Source organism: Clostridium sediminicola, assembly GCF_050402865.1.
Classification (GTDB): Bacteria; Bacillota; Clostridia; order Clostridiales; family Clostridiaceae; genus Clostridium_AF; species Clostridium_AF sediminicola.
The window spans coordinates 36,001-51,393 of sequence record NZ_BAABMF010000014.1; the positions used below are offsets into that span (position 1 = coordinate 36,001).

Below are 15,393 nucleotides of genomic sequence, written 5' to 3' on the forward strand. Positions count from 1 at the left end.
TTATTTATATTTAATAATATTTAGCGTATTAGTTTAGCTATATTATAATAGCCGTAATGTAAAGATTACTAAGAAAATTATGAGAATGATAAAGTTCAAAAATTCATAAAAAGTTCATTAATATGTAACAAATGTCTTGGAATAGTTTAAATTATATAATATAATATTAAATAATAGTATCTTTAATATAATTTAAAAAAAAATTAAACAAACGCGAAAAGGGGTGACATTATGCGACGAAAAAATATTGAAGAGCAGTTTGAACAAAATGAGGATACACAAAAGGGTAAATTTCTTACTTTTTCATTGGGAAAAGAATTATATGGTATTGGAATTTTGCATGTTACAGAAATAGTCGGAATTCAACCAGTTACAGAAGTTCCAGAATTGCCAGAATATATAAAAGGAATTATAAATTTAAGGGGAAACATTATTCCTGTTATGGATGTAAGGGTGAAATTCAAAAAAAATGTAGTAGAGTATAATGACAGAACCTGTATTATTGTCATAGATACTGGGAAAATAGCTATAGGGCTAATAGTTGATGAAGTATCAGAAGTTCTTTCTATTCCAGATAAAGATATTATTTCGCCGCCAAAAATCAATAAATCAGGGAAAAAGTATATTAAAAATATAGGAAAAATAGAAAATAATATCATATTGATTTTAGATTGTGAAAAACTATTAGATGAAGAAGTAGTAGATAGTCTCTCGAATTTATGATTTTAGATAACGAAGTTTCAAAGCTTATTGATTATAAATATAATGCTCGTAAATAATTGTAATATGATGAAATTAGAAGGGGGACTTAAAATGTTGAAATTTTTTAAAAGAAAAATTGCCAGAAAATTAAGTGCGATGATTGCAATATCTATAGTAAGTATATTTATTATAACTGGATTTCTTATATATAATAGTGTACGAACAGAATTATTAGAAGATATAGAAAGAGAAATAGATTTGACTTCAGAAGTGGTGGTTAACAATATAGCAACAATATTTGAACAAAATAAAGCTATTACAAAGCAAATGGCAACAAATAACGAATTGACAAGCTATTTGAAAGAAGTTAGTAATAGAGAGGAAATTATAACTCACCCATTGCATGATTCTATAGCAAAAACTCTTAAAAGTATAAGGGAATCCAATGATTTATTGGCGGTTACATGGATTGCAAACTACGAAACAAACTTTTTTATTGGTGACAATGGAGAAATATCCAATAAAGATTATGATGTTAAGGTAAGACCGTGGTATAATATAGCAAATTCTACTAATGGGGTAGGATTTACTGACCCTTATAAGGATTTAGCGACAGGAGAAGTTATGGTTACAGGAGTACAAGCTATACGAGACAATAATGAAATAATTGGTGTAGTGAGTTCGTCTATAGCATTAGACAGTATACCGGGTATCATGGAGCAATATAAAATTGGGAAAAAAGGAAAAAATATTTTAGTATCAGCTGAGGGGACGTATATTTACACAGAAGATTCCTCTAAAGTAATTAATGAAAAAGCTACAGATGATAGCGTTTTAAAAGAATATGTAACAGCGGCTCTTAATGGAGAAAGTGATATCAAAAAAGTAACTTATAATGAAGTAAAATATTATTTGGCATATGAACCAATAAATATTAATGGATGGGCAGTTTTATCTCTTGTAAATGAAAATGAGATGATGACTCCCTTAAATCGTACAATACTAAATTTAATTGTTTCATTTATAATTGCTTGTTTAGCATTAATTGCTTTAAATTATTTTATTATAGCAAAAAATATGAAAGCTATAGAGCAAGCAACAGAGCATAGTAAAATGATGGCTGGTGGTGATTTTACTATAGACATTCCAAAAGTATTTTTAAATAGACAAGATGAAGTTGGTGATTTGGCTAAGGCTTTTGAATCTTTGGCAAATAATATGAATGAAGTACTCTCGAATATTAATGAAGCTTCGGAACAAGTTGCTTCGGGTTCTAGACAAGTATCTGATTCTAGTATAGCTTTATCCCAAGGAGCTACTGAGCAAGCAAGTTCTATCGAACAATTAACAGCTTCTATCGAACAAATTGCTTCACAAACAAGACATAATGCGGAAAATGCTAATGAAGCAAAGGGGATTACTGAGGAAGCTAAAGTGAATGCTGCAGAAGGTAATCTAGAAATGCAGAAAATGTTAGAAGCAATGGGAGAAATAAATAATTCTTCAAAAAATATTTCAAAAATCATTAAGGTTATTGATGAGATTGCATTCCAAACTAACATATTAGCTTTAAATGCAGCAGTTGAAGCTGCGAGAGCTGGAGAGCATGGTAAAGGATTTGCAGTAGTTGCAGAGGAAGTAAGGAATCTTGCAGCACGTTCAGCAAATGCAGCAAAAGAAACAACAGCATTAATAGAAGGCTCTATTGATAAAGTTCAAGATGGTACTAAAATTGCTAACAATACAGCAGAAGCTCTTTATAAAATAGTTGAAGGTGTTTCAAAAGCTACAAATTTAGTAGGAAATATTGCGGTAGCATCAAATGAGCAAGCTATTGGGGTTGATCAAGTAAATCAAGGGGTTAATCAAATAGCAAGTGTTGTACAAACTACTTCGGCAACATCTGAAGAAACGGCTTCTGCAAGTGAACAGCTTTCAAGCCAAGCTGAAATGCTTAAAGAACAAGTTAGTGCATTTAAACTTAAAAAAAATAATCAATCATCCGATTTTGAAAAAATGAAAGAATTGAAGGATTTAAACCCTGATGTTTTGAAAATGATTGAAAGTATGAGGGAAAAGAATAATAGTGTTTCTAAGGAATTTGATAACAAAAATGAAGATTTAACACAACCTGTAAAAATTGAATTAAGTGATAATGAATTTGATAAATATTAATAGGGGACGTTAAGATGGTACGATTCTTGAAAAGTGAAAGGGTCACTTCTTAAGGAAGATTTAAAAGGTACATTATATAAAATAGAAGTTGTAGGATAGTAGGGCATCGATTTTGGTGCCCTATTTTTAGGACAACTTAGTAATTTAAAAATAAATTTCAATATTTATTAGATAGCATAATCAGAGGAGTGACAATACGAAAAATCAGTTAAGAAAAGATATTGAAGAAAAAATATCTTTAAATTCGAAAAGAATAGTTGATGATATATCTAATGTATTTGAGGCAGTTGAAATCATATCTAATCAATCTGTAACAAATAAACAAATAACTGAGTATATAAAAGGAGTTAGTCGTAGAGAAAAGATTTGAACACATCCATTATATGAACCGGTGAAAGAAAGACTTAAGGATATAAAAGAGTCAGAAGATTTTTTATCTGGTACATGGATTGCAAATTATATTGATGAAATAGCATTCCAAACAAATATACTTGCCTTAAATGCTGCGGTTGAAGCTGCAAGAGCCTGAGAACATGGTAAAGGTTTTGCGGTAGTTGCAGAAGAAGTGAGAAATCTTGCAGCGCGCTCAGCAAATGCAGTAAAAGAAACAACAGCATTAATAGAGGGTTCTAAAATTGCTAACAATACAGCAGAGGCTCTTTATAAAATAGTTGAAGGTGTTTCAAAAGCTACAAATTTAGTAAATGATATTGCGGAAGCATCTAATGAACAAGCCATCGGTGTTAATCAAATAGCAAATTAACGCATTTAAACTTAAAAAGAATAATAGTGATACCACTAATAATATTGAAAATAGAGACAAAGATATAACACATTTATCTAGAATTGAATTAAGCTAAAACTAATTTGAAAACAGAAGGGGACAGATCTCAACTTTGCAGAAAGTTGAGACCCGTCCCCTTCTGTACTAAAACTTACTAATAGCTAAAAAAGCTAGTATTGATACACAAGCTAATGTTAAAATTACAAAAAAAAGTTTTTGAATAGAAAGCTTGGCTTTCTTTAGCTTGAATTCTTCAGGTAAGTTCAAGCATTCCAAGAAGATATCTACTTTGTGTGCAGGTAGCCAACTTGTCATTCCATCTTTCCATATTAACGTAATATGCTCAAGTTCTTTCATTTTGAATTTCTCTTTAAGTTCATTTTCTGATAAAGGACCATATTTATGCTCATTCAAATAATAAAACCATTTCTTTTCTATCATATAATCACCTCTTAATAAAACTCCTAAAAAAATTATACCTTAATTTCAATAAATTTACTACGATGTAATTTATCTGCTTTTGTCAAATACAGAAAAAAATTTAAATAATATTTTCTATTTGTTATAGATACACTGAATTTAGTATTTAAAATTTGCCTAAATTAAATTTTGTAGAAATATATTGCTTATTATTTAAAAAAATACCAATTTTTATACAAATACAGAAGTTTTACAAAAGTACTTTATACAAAAAAAGACTAAATATGGTATAATATTTAATGTTAAGATATCGAGGAGTTAAAAAAGTCATTTTTAGCTTTAAATCATAATGGAGGGATAAATGATTAATAAAGATTATTTTATTTTTAAAGATATTGTTGACAAGTTTGTATTTGTGGGTGAATTTATAGATGTAAAACCTTTTGGTAAAGGACATATTAATGATACCTTTGAAGTACATTTTAAGAAAGAAAATAATTTAATTCATAGATATATAATTCAAAGAATCAATATAGATGTATTTAAATCTCCTAAAAACTTAATGGAAAATATTGAGAATGTAACTAATCATTTAAGGAAAAAGATAATCGAACAAGGAGGAGATTGTAACCGTGAGACTCTAAATGTAATTAAAACGATAAATGGTAGTAATTTATATAAAAGTAGTGAAGGTGACTATTGGAGAAGCTATATTGCTATTGAAGGTGCTAAAACATATCAAGTAGTTGAAAATTTAGACCATTTTTATAATGCAGGAAGGGCTCTTGGAAAGTTTCAGGAAATGCTTCTAGACTTTCCAGTTAAAACATTACACGAGAGTATACCAGATTTTCATAATACTAAAAAAAGGTATAAGGATTTCTTAATGGCAGTTAGTAATGATGTAATGGATAGGGTTAAATATATTAGAAATGAAATAGATTTTGTTATGAAACGAGCTGAAGAGACTGATGTTCTTATAAGTCTTCAAAAGCAAGGGAAACTTAAAACTAGGGTTACACACAATGATACGAAATTTAATAATGTCATGATTGATGATATTACAGGAGAAGGAATATGCATTCTGGACCTTGATACGGTGATGCCTGGATTATCATTATATGATTTTGGGGATTCTATACGCTCTGGAGCAAACCCAGCAGAAGAAGATGAAAGAGATTTATCAAAAGTGTGCATGGATATTAATCTATTTGAAAGCTATACAAAAGGTTATCTTGAAGTTTTTGGGCAGGCTCTTTCTAAAATAGAATTAGAACACTTACCTTTTTCAGCTAAACTTATGACTTTCGAATGTGGGATGAGATTTTTAACGGATTACATTAATGGGGATGTATACTTCAAAATTCATAGGAAAAATCATAATTTAGACAGAGCTAGAACACAGTTTAAGATGGTGGAAGATATGGAAGAAAAATTTGAAGAAATGAAGAAAATCGTAAATTATTTAGCTTAGTTTATTAACTGTAGTAACTAAAGGACTGTATAAATAAGTAAAATATGAATCTTTACAATCTTAATCAAACCATGGTAAAGTATTGTTGTATATGGGACGAATTTACAAATAACCCTAATAAATAATTTATATATCGTTAAAAAATGTTTTTGTTTAAATAGTATTTATTCACAATAACAGGAGGTATTATATGGTGATATTAGTAACAGGTGGTGCAGGTTATATTGGAAGTCATACCTGTGTAGAATTACTAAAAGAAGGATATGAAATAATTATTGTTGATAATCTTATTAATAGTAATATTGAAGCTTTGTCGAGAGTTAAGAAGATTACAGGCAAAGATTTTAAATTCTACGAAGTAGATTTGCTTGACAAAAAAGCTCTAGAAGATATTTTTAAATCTAATAATATAGATTCAGTTATACATTTTGCTGGTCTTAAGGCTGTGGGAGAATCGGTAACTATACCACTTAAGTATTATAATAATAATATAATTAGTACATTGAATTTATGTGAAATTATGAAAAAATATAATGTGAATAATTTAGTATTTAGTTCATCAGCAACTGTTTATGGGGATCCTCACACAGTACCTATAAATGAAGAATTTCCTTTGAGTGCAACTAATCCTTATGGGAGAACGAAGTTAATGATAGAGGAGATTTTAAGGGATTTATATAAATCTGATAGTAGTTGGAATATAGGAATTTTACGTTATTTTAATCCAGTAGGAGCTCATGAAAGTGGAATGATAGGTGAAGACCCAAATGGAATTCCGAATAATTTGGTTCCGTATATATCTCAAGTTGCTGTTGGTAAACTAAAAAAACTTAGTGTATTTGGAAGTGATTACGAAACACATGATGGAACTGGAGTTAGAGATTACATACATGTAGTAGATTTAGCTATAGGACATTTGAAGACATTACAAAAACTAAACAGCAATCCAGGAATAGTTACTTATAACTTAGGTACAGGAAAAGGGTATAGTGTTCTAGAGATGATTGAAGCGTTTCAAAAAGAATCAAGTAAGGATATTTCATATGAATTTGTAGATAGAAGACCTGGAGATATAGCAGCATGCTATGCAGATAATACTCTTGCAAAGAAGGAACTTGGATTTGAAGCAATTAAAACATTAGATGATATGTGTAGGGATTCGTGGCGTTGGCAATCAAAGAACCCTAATGGATATGGAGAATAGAAAAATCGACCCAATAAGGTCGGTTTTTTTTGAAAAATTTTAAGCATTTGTTTCAACTTAAGATAAAAAGAGTTATTTAAATGATATGAAAATTTAATATTACTATAATTTCTACTAATTACTTTAAATTGACAAAATAGTAAGGGGTATATTATAATATTATTAAAAATTATATTCAAATTGGAGGAAATATGGGTAAAAATAGTATGAAATCAAAAAACATAAAAAATTATCTAACTTCTTCAAAAAAAGACTCGGAGGAAAAGATTAAATTAGAAACAGCTTTAGAAGATAGTGAGAAAAAATTCAAACAATTTTCAGATAACATTGGGGCTGGTATGTTTATAAAAAATTCTAAAGGGGAAAGAATTTTTGTTAATAATTATTTGAAAAATCTCTTAAAGTATGAAGAAGAAACTTTTTTTGAAGTTAACCATTATGATAATAAAATGCCTATGTCCAATAATTGTAATTTCAGTACTTTAGATAAGGAAGTACTACAAAATAAAATAGTTAGCTATGAAAATAAGATTTACGATGATAAAAAAAAAGAAGTAAGAGTACTTTGGACTACAAAATTTCCTATTAATAGTAATGAGCATGGAATGCTTATTGGTGGCACATGTCTTGATGTTACTGAAATAAAGAATTCGGAGAAAAAATTAAAGGATTTATGTTATAGACACCAAGATTCAGAATTGTATAATCTAAAATTTTTAGAGATGAAAATTGAAGAATTTCTTAAAGAAGAGGGTAATCAATATGGAGTTGTATATATTGTTATAAAAAATATAGATGAAATATATGAAATTAGTGGACAAGCTAGATTAAATAAGATTTTAAGAATTTTAGATACTATAATCAAAAAACATGTCTCTAAAAAAGATGTAAATATACTTTTAAATGATCATGAATTTCTTTTGGGAATTTTTAATTATTCAAGCATAGAAAGCATAGTTGAGATTTGCAATAAAATTGAAGATGCTTTTAGTAATCCCATATATATAGATGATACTGAACTGTCAATTGTACTGAGTATGGGAATTGCAGTATATCCTGAACAAGGAAGGTCTTGCGATTCGTTAATTCAAAAATTGCGTATTTCTATGAAAAGTGGGTATATGTCGAATAAAAATATTTTCTTGTATAATCCAGATATTGAGTCAACAATAAGACTGAAAAAAGATTTGAATAAAGCGATAGAAAATAATGAAATGGTATTATATTATCAGCCTATAATAGATGCTAATTCTGAAAAAATTATAAAAGTTGAAGCACTACTTAGGTGGATACATCCTGAAAAGAAGTTTATTTCACCAGGGATTTTTATACCTTTAGCTGAAGAGAGCAATCAAATAATTAATTTAGGAATGTGGGTTATTGAGCAGGGAGCTATGCAGCTTAAAAGTTGGAATGATAAAGGAATTGATGGCATTACTATGTCTATAAATATATCTCCAAAGCAATTTCAACAGAAGTCATTTGTAAAGAATGTAAAGAAAATAATAAATGATACAGGTGTAAATCCCAATAACTTAGAGTTTGAGATAACAGAAAGTGTTGCCATAAATGATCTTAATTTAACTTTGGCTATAATAAATGAACTTGGGAAAATGGGAATTAAGTGGGCTATGGATGATTTTGGAACAGGATATTCATCTTTGACTAAATTAAAAGATTTAAAATTGGATACATTAAAAATAGATAGGGCTTTTGTAAGTGAAATAAATGAAAACGTAGATACTGCTTTAATGGTTTCAGCAATAATTGCAATGGCAAAAAATCTTCAAATGAATATTGTTGCAGAAGGTGTTGAAAATTTAAAACAGTTTGAATTTCTGAAAAATAAAAATTGTGATATGCTACAAGGATTTCTTATTAGTAAACCTTGCGAAGCTAAAGAAATTGAAAAATTATTTTTTAAAGAGTTTTCTTTTCACAAAAGGTGTATAGATTATTCCGAGCAAAAAAATATAGGGAAAACCCCTATTTATAATGATACTAAAGAAATTATGGTAAAAAATGATGCTTATAAAATGATGTTTTATAATGCTCCATTAGCATTTATAAAATGGAACAAGGATATGATAATTCAAGAGTGGAATAAGCATGCAGAAATAGTATTTGGATGGACCGAAACTGAAGCAGTTGGGAAAAATATTTTAGAATTATTAGCGCATAAATCTTCTGAGGAAGAAATATTAAATTTTGTTCACAAAACATTAAGTGGCACAAATATAAATTCAATCAATAATAATATCACAAAAAATAACGGTATTGTTCGATGTCAATGGTATAGTGAATGTATTTATGATGTAAATGGAACTTTAGCTTTTATAATTTCAATTATTAAAAATTTAGACATATAAGAATAAAAAGCTATCAAGGCTATTTTTTAAAATCTTTCAATCTCTTTGATTAAGGTACTTAATTCTATGTCTAGTGAATGACATAATTTCATTAATATATCCAATGAAGGGTCAACTTTACATGTAAGTATGTCTTTAATGTAATATTTTTCAATACCACTTTTAGTAGATAAAGCATCTAAAGATAGATTTTTATCAGTTAAATACTTTTTTAAAGATATTGCTAACTTAGTATTAGTATCCATATTACCATCTCCAGAAATAAAGTGTGTAGTTATATTGGGAGAGTATAATTTCTTATATTATAATTATATAATAGATTTTGTTGTAATAAACAAGTTAAATTTATCCATAAATAATTTTGTTAGCAAATTTGATCATTATTTCATTTCAAAAATAGGTGATTTCATATATTCTTCCATCTCTTTTATGAAATCACTAGTACTAACATTTAAAGAGTTACAAATTTTAAATACAACATTTAATGTTGGTTTTTTTTTTTGACGTTCCAATAGGCTGATATAAGTCCTATCGAGGTTGGATTTGAGAGCAAGCGATTCCTGGGTTAAATTTTGAAGTTTTCTATATTTTTTTAATTGTATCGAAAATGCTTCTGCTATGTTCATATACTCATCTCCTTTATCCTTTAACTTTAATTTTAAAATAAATGTAAAAATTAGTCTACAGACTATAGTCATCATAAGAAAAATTTGTTATAATATAGTATAGTGGAAAAATTTATAATAAAAACAATTTTTTTATATTATTATGAATGATTTGTTATATAATCTCACAAGATATTAGTTAAGTTTAATTTAGATAGAGTTTTGGAGGAGGATTAGGTGAGTGTTAAGGAAATAAAAGAAGTAGAGAAAAAAGTTATTTTAGATTTGATGATTACTATAAAAGAACTGGAAATATTTATAGAAGCATTTAGAGATATATTGAATGATTTAGTTATACAACCTAATCAATGCCAAAAAGAAACTTTATATATAAGTCAATTATTAGATAGATTAATAATAATATATATGAAAATAACAAATAATAATGTTTTCCATATATGACTAAAATTAGATCATTAGTTTTTGTCCTAACATTGATGTATTTTGAAATCTCTTCATTCCAGTGGTATTTAGAAACCACTTTTTTTTAATTAAGAAAAAAATATTAAGAAGGAAAATAAAAAATATTGTCGAATAAAATAAAATAAGCAGTGGATTCAGAATAAATATACTTGATGGAGTTGATAAGATGGACAATAATGAAAGTTATCATAGAAATAGAAGAGGTCGAAAAAATAGAAGAAACAAAAATAAGAAATCTAAGAGGAGTAATAAAACTATAAAAATTTTTATAAGTGTAATTTTTGCAGCAGTAATTGTTTTTGCTATTGCATATGGTGTAACTTCTAGTAAATGGTTAGCAAGTTCATCAAATAATGACAATAACTTCTCTACAAAAATTGATAAATCTACTGAAACCAGTGAATCAAAAAAACAGCAAAACAGCAATAGTAACGATATTGACTCCCAGGGAGATGAAAATATTGATAAATCTAAAACGGAGAATACTAGTATAATAACATTAACACCTATTGAAAAGTCAGAAATATCTTTAGATGATTATAACATTTATAAAGAATACAATAATAACTCATCGTCACACTTAATATATAAAGGTAAATCATATCCAGCAGACTATATTAATGATTTCAAAAATAGTACTGCATGGAATGAAGGGGTTGAAGGTGATGGTGTTGGCGAATGGATTGAGATTAAGTTGAATTCTCCTAAAAAGATTAATGGAATTCTTATTCAAAATGGTTATAAAAAAACTGAAGAGCTATATTATCAGAACAATCGTCCAAAAACTTTGAGAATAGATGTTGCTGATTATGAAAGCTTTTATGTAGACTTTAATGATAATTATAATGATGGGTTTTTAATAAAATTTCCTGAAACTTATGAAACAACTGGAATTACTGTAACAATTTTAGCGGTTTACGAAGGTTCGAAATATGAAGACACTTGTATTTCAGAACTAAAATTCGTTTATAAGAAATAGGGACTGTTCTTAACTTTATCTATTTTTTACTCAAAAATTTACTAAAAGTGAATATATACAATGAAAAATTAAATTGTATTAAGCTAAGGATTTATTACAATGTATGAATTTTATAGCTTGTACACAGCATAAACAAAATAAAAGTAAGTGAATGTAAAAGCGAAATCATATAATTTTAGATTTCCGAAACAACGCATAAGATAGATACAAAATGCTCAAAACTCACAGGAATTCCTGTTATATTTAATATATAGATTATAACTACTGATTCCGAGTTTAGTACTAACATATGTAATGATTTTTTTATAAGAGATATTTCTCTTAAGTGTGATTTTATTGCTGAAATAACTTAATATAACAAGAGGATCAAGAATGTCATGCTTATTTTGAGTTTTACCAGCATAAATGCCAAAGCTGCAGAATTTATATTCTTCTGCGGTTTTTCGGTAACCTCTAATATCTTTTGGATTGTTATGAATATATACAGACATAGCAATAGTATGTTTGTCTTTCGTAGAAAGTTTACTCTAAAATCTTCCTCTAAAACAGGTTCTTCTCTTTTGTATTTTTTTTAATCACTCATTACTTAATACAAAAAGTTGAGAACCGTCACCAAAAATAGAGATTTAATTCTGTAAGTTTATCCAATTGAAATACTGATATAATAGTGATAGCATTAAAATATTAATATAATATTGAGATAATTGAACATAATAAAGTAATTGAAGTTAGGAGAATAATGATGTTTAGTTTATATTCTTGGATTATGAAAATAAAAGGAAATAGAAAATATTCTCAAGGTAAAATAGAGGAATGCATTGAAAATTATAAAAAAGCTTCACAACCTAAGTTAGCTTCAAATAATACAAGACTTATATATGGCAATTTATTATTAAAAAACGCAAGACTTGATGAAGCAGAAAAAATTTTTCATGAAATATCAAAAATAAAACTAAGTGTAAAAGATGAGATAATCCTAAAAGGAAACTTAGCTGTTATTCAATACAAAAAAGGGGATTTGAATGAAGCGATAAATATACTTGAAGAACTGCATTATAACAATATTAAAGCTACGTATATATACCAAAATCTAGGATGTTTTTATATGATGAACGGTGAATATGATAAAGCTTTGGAATTTAATTTGGAGGCATACGATTACGATAATTCTGATAATGTAATACTAGATAATTTAGGGCAGAGCTACTATCTAAATAAATCATACGATAAAGCAAAAGAAATTTATGAAATATTGTTCGAAAAAAAACCTAATTTTCCAGAGCCTTTTTACAATTATGGATTAGTTCTTTTAGAACAAGGCAAGAAAGAGCAAGCGGTAGAAATGTTAAATAAAGCGTTGGAGACAAAAATTTCATTCTTGTGTACTTTGACAGAAGAAGATATCGAAAATAAAATTGCGGAAATAAAATAATTAACTAAATTAAATAAAACTTTCAGGAGGGTTATATGAATAAAAGACAGTTCGGAGAAGGGCCTATTTTTACTATAACTAATTATCTTTATTGGTTTCTTTTAGGGAACATTTACTTTGTATTACTAAATATACCATTTATTTTTATATTCATTACTTTCATGTTAAATCCACAACCGGGATTTACCTTATTCTTTTTATTGGCAAGCATTCCGATAGGACCTGCATTGATAGCTTTATTGAGCAGTATGGGAAAAATAGTCCGTGAAAAAGATATTAATTTCACGAAATTCTTTTTTAAAGCCTATAAAACTAATTTTTTCGAAGGAATTTTTTATTGGTTATTATATATTATCACATTAACTATAGTATATATTGATATCATATATGTTAAAACAAATTTTAATTCCAAGATTTTATTAATATTAGCACAAATATTAGGAGTATTTGTAGTATCGCTAGGGTTATTTATTTTTCCTATTATTTCAAGATTTTATTTTAAAGTAAAGGACCTTTTACGAATATCAATAAAATATTTTATAAAGAATATACATATAGCATTAACTAATTTGGGTATAGTTGTTATTTTAGGTTATATGGTTTTTAAAATAAGCTATCTAATGTTAGTTATAGCAAGCTTAATTTGTTTTGCGATAATGTATCTTGAAAAAGGAATATTAAATGATATTGAAGAAAATTTAGAAACTATCCAAAATGATAAAGATGAAGATAAAGATAACCTACTTCAATAATAAGTCTACATAAATAGAAGGAATGGTATAATGGTTGATTTAAGTAAAATGACAAAAAAACAAAAAAGAGAGTATATTTGGGATTATTATAAATTACACATAATTGGAAGCTTAATAGTAATAATTGTGGTGGGATCATTTATACATAATATGATAACTGCTAAAGAATATGAATTCAATGTTTCAGTAATAGGGGGATATCTTAGTGCTGATGAGATTAATGAAATTGATGAAGAGATAACTTCATTAATATATGGAGAAAATGAAAATAAAAAAATAGCTTATGTGGATTATTATTCTTTAACTAAAAAACAAAATAATAACATGTTAGAAATGGATTATAATATGGTTCAAAAATTTATGGCTAAAATTGCAACTCAACAAGTGGATGTGATATTAATGCATAAAGAAATTTTTAAACAATATGAGCCTAAAGAATTCTTTTTTGATTTAGGGGAGATTGATAATTTAGATTTAAATGGAGTTAAGTTAGTGGAGAAGGATGGTAAAATTTTTGGAGTCTATCTAGAAGGAAACAAAATATTTAATAAATCAGAATATACTAATGGAGAGTATATTGTATGTGTTCCTTTATCCTCAACTAGACAAGAACAAATAGTAGATTTTTTTGATTATATATTTACTACTTAATTTAATTAGGACACGCTAGGGACGGTTCTCAACTTTTAATACTAGTTAAAAAGTTGAGAACCGTCCCCTATAAATCTCTTCTACCAAAAACAACAACAGACACAAAGGACGAAAGAATTAATAAACTAATTGATATTAAAAGAAAAATTATCTTAATAACATCTAAATTAAATGTGGAGATCCATTTAGTAAAACTCATGAATTTGTCAAAGGAAATAACTTTTTTTATTAAAGTTGGTAAAAGAATTAATGTCAGATAGACTGAAGTATTAAAAAATCTAAGTTTATCTCCTCCAAATTTAAAATAAACTGGATAGTAAAATGAAAAACCAATACATATTATTATAAATGCCACTGTACAATCAGTAAGGTTTGCAGGGCGTCCTTTTAAATTAAATCCAAGAAGAGGGTATATTCTAGTTAATATTATTAATAAGCTGCATCCAACTAAGGTGTATATCAACAAAGAAAAATATTTTGATAAAACAATTTGAGCACGATTTAAGGGAAGACTATTTAACATTATATATGAGTTATTTTTGTCCTCATATCCATTAGAATATAAGCTGAAAATATACACAGTCAAAACTATCATAATAATATATATCAAAGAAGATAACATAGGGGTAGTGGCTCCCCAAAATGAAATAACTGCCAGATATAAAAGGATAAAAACATTAAATTTTGTAGTTAAAATCAAGTCTTTAGATAATAAATTCAGCATTTTATCGCTCCTTTCCTAAATCGTAAATCTTAAGTGAAATATTTATTGAAACATAAAACATGATACCAGCCAAAAGGAAAAATCCAAAACTGATGAATGGAGAATTCATTAGTTTTACTAAACTAGAAGATGTATTATCACTAAAAATTAAGTTGAAAAAACAAAATATACTAATAAATACTATCATATTAAATATCTTTGCTTTGTTATAGCCAAACTTGAAAATTACAGGAAATAGAATTGAGCTCATTATTATAATTCCAGCTGCAGATTTAATAAGTTTATTAAAGTCGACAAATGACCAGCTGGTAAAGCCTATGAATGTTCCTATTTTGGAAATAATAAAAACAGATATCATACCTATTAATAGATTCAAAAGCAGTCCAACATACTTTGATAATACCAAGTCACTTTTAGTTAGAGGAAGAGAAACTAAAAATATATCTGTACCTTGTCTTTCATCATTAGTAAATGATGTTATTGGTATTAAGAAAGCACCATAAACAAGTATTATATTAATCTTAGATGTTAGATCAAAATTTCCTGAAGCAAGTATTACTAAAGTAAAGAAAATCAACATTACAATAGAGTATTTCTCAATCATTAAGGACCAATCTTTGAATATTAATTTAAACATTA

The 15,393-nt window shown here is 27.3% G+C and carries 15 protein-coding genes and 1 pseudogene; 11 read left to right on the top strand and 5 right to left on the bottom strand.

Annotated features, from left to right (window positions below; genetic code table 11):
• Window positions 1-231: 231 nt before the first annotated feature.
• The 3 genes and pseudogenes from ACQ3F0_RS19065 to ACQ3F0_RS19075 form a co-directional block, all read left to right on the top strand.
• Window positions 232-723: a chemotaxis protein CheW gene (locus ACQ3F0_RS19065; RefSeq protein WP_428867168.1), complete on the top strand. Its 492-nt coding sequence runs from the start codon at window positions 232-234 to the stop codon at window positions 721-723.
• A gap of 90 nt (window positions 724-813) precedes the next feature.
• Window positions 814-2,877, top strand: coding sequence for a methyl-accepting chemotaxis protein (locus ACQ3F0_RS19070; RefSeq protein ID WP_428867169.1), 2,064 nt, complete (start codon window positions 814-816; stop codon window positions 2,875-2,877).
• A 403-nt stretch (window positions 2,878-3,280) separates the two neighbouring features.
• Window positions 3,281-3,631 (top strand): annotated as a pseudogene (locus ACQ3F0_RS19075) (methyl-accepting chemotaxis protein); the annotation flags it as partial.
• Window positions 3,632-3,805: 174 nt separating this feature from the next.
• Here ACQ3F0_RS19075 and ACQ3F0_RS19080 read toward each other — a convergent pair.
• Window positions 3,806-4,102: a DUF4339 domain-containing protein gene (locus ACQ3F0_RS19080; protein WP_428867171.1), complete on the bottom strand. Its 297-nt coding sequence runs from the start codon at window positions 4,100-4,102 to the stop codon at window positions 3,806-3,808.
• Between the two features lie 343 nt (window positions 4,103-4,445).
• Here ACQ3F0_RS19080 and ACQ3F0_RS19085 point away from each other — a divergent pair, with 343 nt between their 5' ends.
• The 3 genes from ACQ3F0_RS19085 to ACQ3F0_RS19095 all read left to right on the top strand — a co-directional run bounded on the left by ACQ3F0_RS19085 (window position 4,446) and on the right by ACQ3F0_RS19095 (window position 9,128).
• Window positions 4,446-5,555 (top strand): phosphotransferase enzyme family protein, encoded by a 1,110-nt coding sequence (locus ACQ3F0_RS19085; protein WP_428867313.1) that lies wholly within the window; start codon window positions 4,446-4,448, stop codon window positions 5,553-5,555.
• Between the two features lie 190 nt (window positions 5,556-5,745).
• Window positions 5,746-6,759: a UDP-glucose 4-epimerase GalE gene (galE, locus tag ACQ3F0_RS19090; RefSeq protein WP_428867172.1), complete on the top strand. Its 1,014-nt coding sequence runs from the start codon at window positions 5,746-5,748 to the stop codon at window positions 6,757-6,759.
• Between the two features lie 191 nt (window positions 6,760-6,950).
• Window positions 6,951-9,128: an EAL domain-containing protein gene (locus tag ACQ3F0_RS19095; protein WP_428867174.1), complete on the top strand. Its 2,178-nt coding sequence runs from the start codon at window positions 6,951-6,953 to the stop codon at window positions 9,126-9,128.
• A 26-nt stretch (window positions 9,129-9,154) separates the two neighbouring features.
• On the opposite strand, the gene ACQ3F0_RS19100 is transcribed toward ACQ3F0_RS19095, so the two are convergent.
• The gene (locus ACQ3F0_RS19100; protein WP_428867176.1) at window positions 9,155-9,373 is read right to left on the bottom strand and encodes a helix-turn-helix domain-containing protein; all 219 of its coding nucleotides are present in this window, start codon (window positions 9,371-9,373) and stop codon (window positions 9,155-9,157) included.
• A gap of 135 nt (window positions 9,374-9,508) precedes the next feature.
• The gene (locus ACQ3F0_RS19105; protein WP_428867177.1) at window positions 9,509-9,754 is read right to left on the bottom strand and encodes a helix-turn-helix domain-containing protein; all 246 of its coding nucleotides are present in this window, start codon (window positions 9,752-9,754) and stop codon (window positions 9,509-9,511) included.
• Between the two features lie 216 nt (window positions 9,755-9,970).
• Here ACQ3F0_RS19105 and ACQ3F0_RS19110 point away from each other — a divergent pair, with 216 nt between their 5' ends.
• The 5 genes from ACQ3F0_RS19110 to ACQ3F0_RS19130 all read left to right on the top strand — a co-directional run bounded on the left by ACQ3F0_RS19110 (window position 9,971) and on the right by ACQ3F0_RS19130 (window position 14,030).
• On the top strand, window positions 9,971-10,195 hold the full coding sequence (locus tag ACQ3F0_RS19110; RefSeq protein WP_428867179.1) for a Spo0E family sporulation regulatory protein-aspartic acid phosphatase: 225 nt from the start codon (window positions 9,971-9,973) through the stop codon (window positions 10,193-10,195).
• A gap of 187 nt (window positions 10,196-10,382) precedes the next feature.
• Window positions 10,383-11,195 carry an NADase-type glycan-binding domain-containing protein gene (locus ACQ3F0_RS19115; protein ID WP_428867181.1) on the top strand — a complete coding sequence of 271 codons (813 nt, stop codon included), beginning with the start codon at window positions 10,383-10,385 and terminating at the stop codon, window positions 11,193-11,195.
• 742 nt (window positions 11,196-11,937) lie between these two features.
• Complete coding sequence (locus tag ACQ3F0_RS19120; protein ID WP_428867183.1) at window positions 11,938-12,627, top strand: tetratricopeptide repeat protein; 690 nt, start codon at window positions 11,938-11,940, stop codon at window positions 12,625-12,627.
• A gap of 35 nt (window positions 12,628-12,662) precedes the next feature.
• A complete protein-coding gene (locus tag ACQ3F0_RS19125; protein ID WP_428867185.1) occupies window positions 12,663-13,379 on the top strand; it encodes a DUF624 domain-containing protein in 717 nt (238 codons plus the stop codon).
• A gap of 30 nt (window positions 13,380-13,409) precedes the next feature.
• Window positions 13,410-14,030 (top strand): hypothetical protein, encoded by a 621-nt coding sequence (locus tag ACQ3F0_RS19130; protein ID WP_428867187.1) that lies wholly within the window; start codon window positions 13,410-13,412, stop codon window positions 14,028-14,030.
• Window positions 14,031-14,097: 67 nt separating this feature from the next.
• On the opposite strand, the gene ACQ3F0_RS19135 is transcribed toward ACQ3F0_RS19130, so the two are convergent.
• Window positions 14,098-14,754, bottom strand: a complete 657-nt coding sequence (locus tag ACQ3F0_RS19135; RefSeq protein WP_428867189.1) for an ABC-2 transporter permease — start codon at window positions 14,752-14,754, stop codon at window positions 14,098-14,100.
• Window position 14,755: 1 nt separating this feature from the next.
• Window positions 14,756-15,391, bottom strand: a complete 636-nt coding sequence (locus ACQ3F0_RS19140) for an ABC-2 transporter permease (RefSeq protein WP_428867191.1) — start codon at window positions 15,389-15,391, stop codon at window positions 14,756-14,758.
• Window positions 15,392-15,393: the final 2 nt, after the last annotated feature.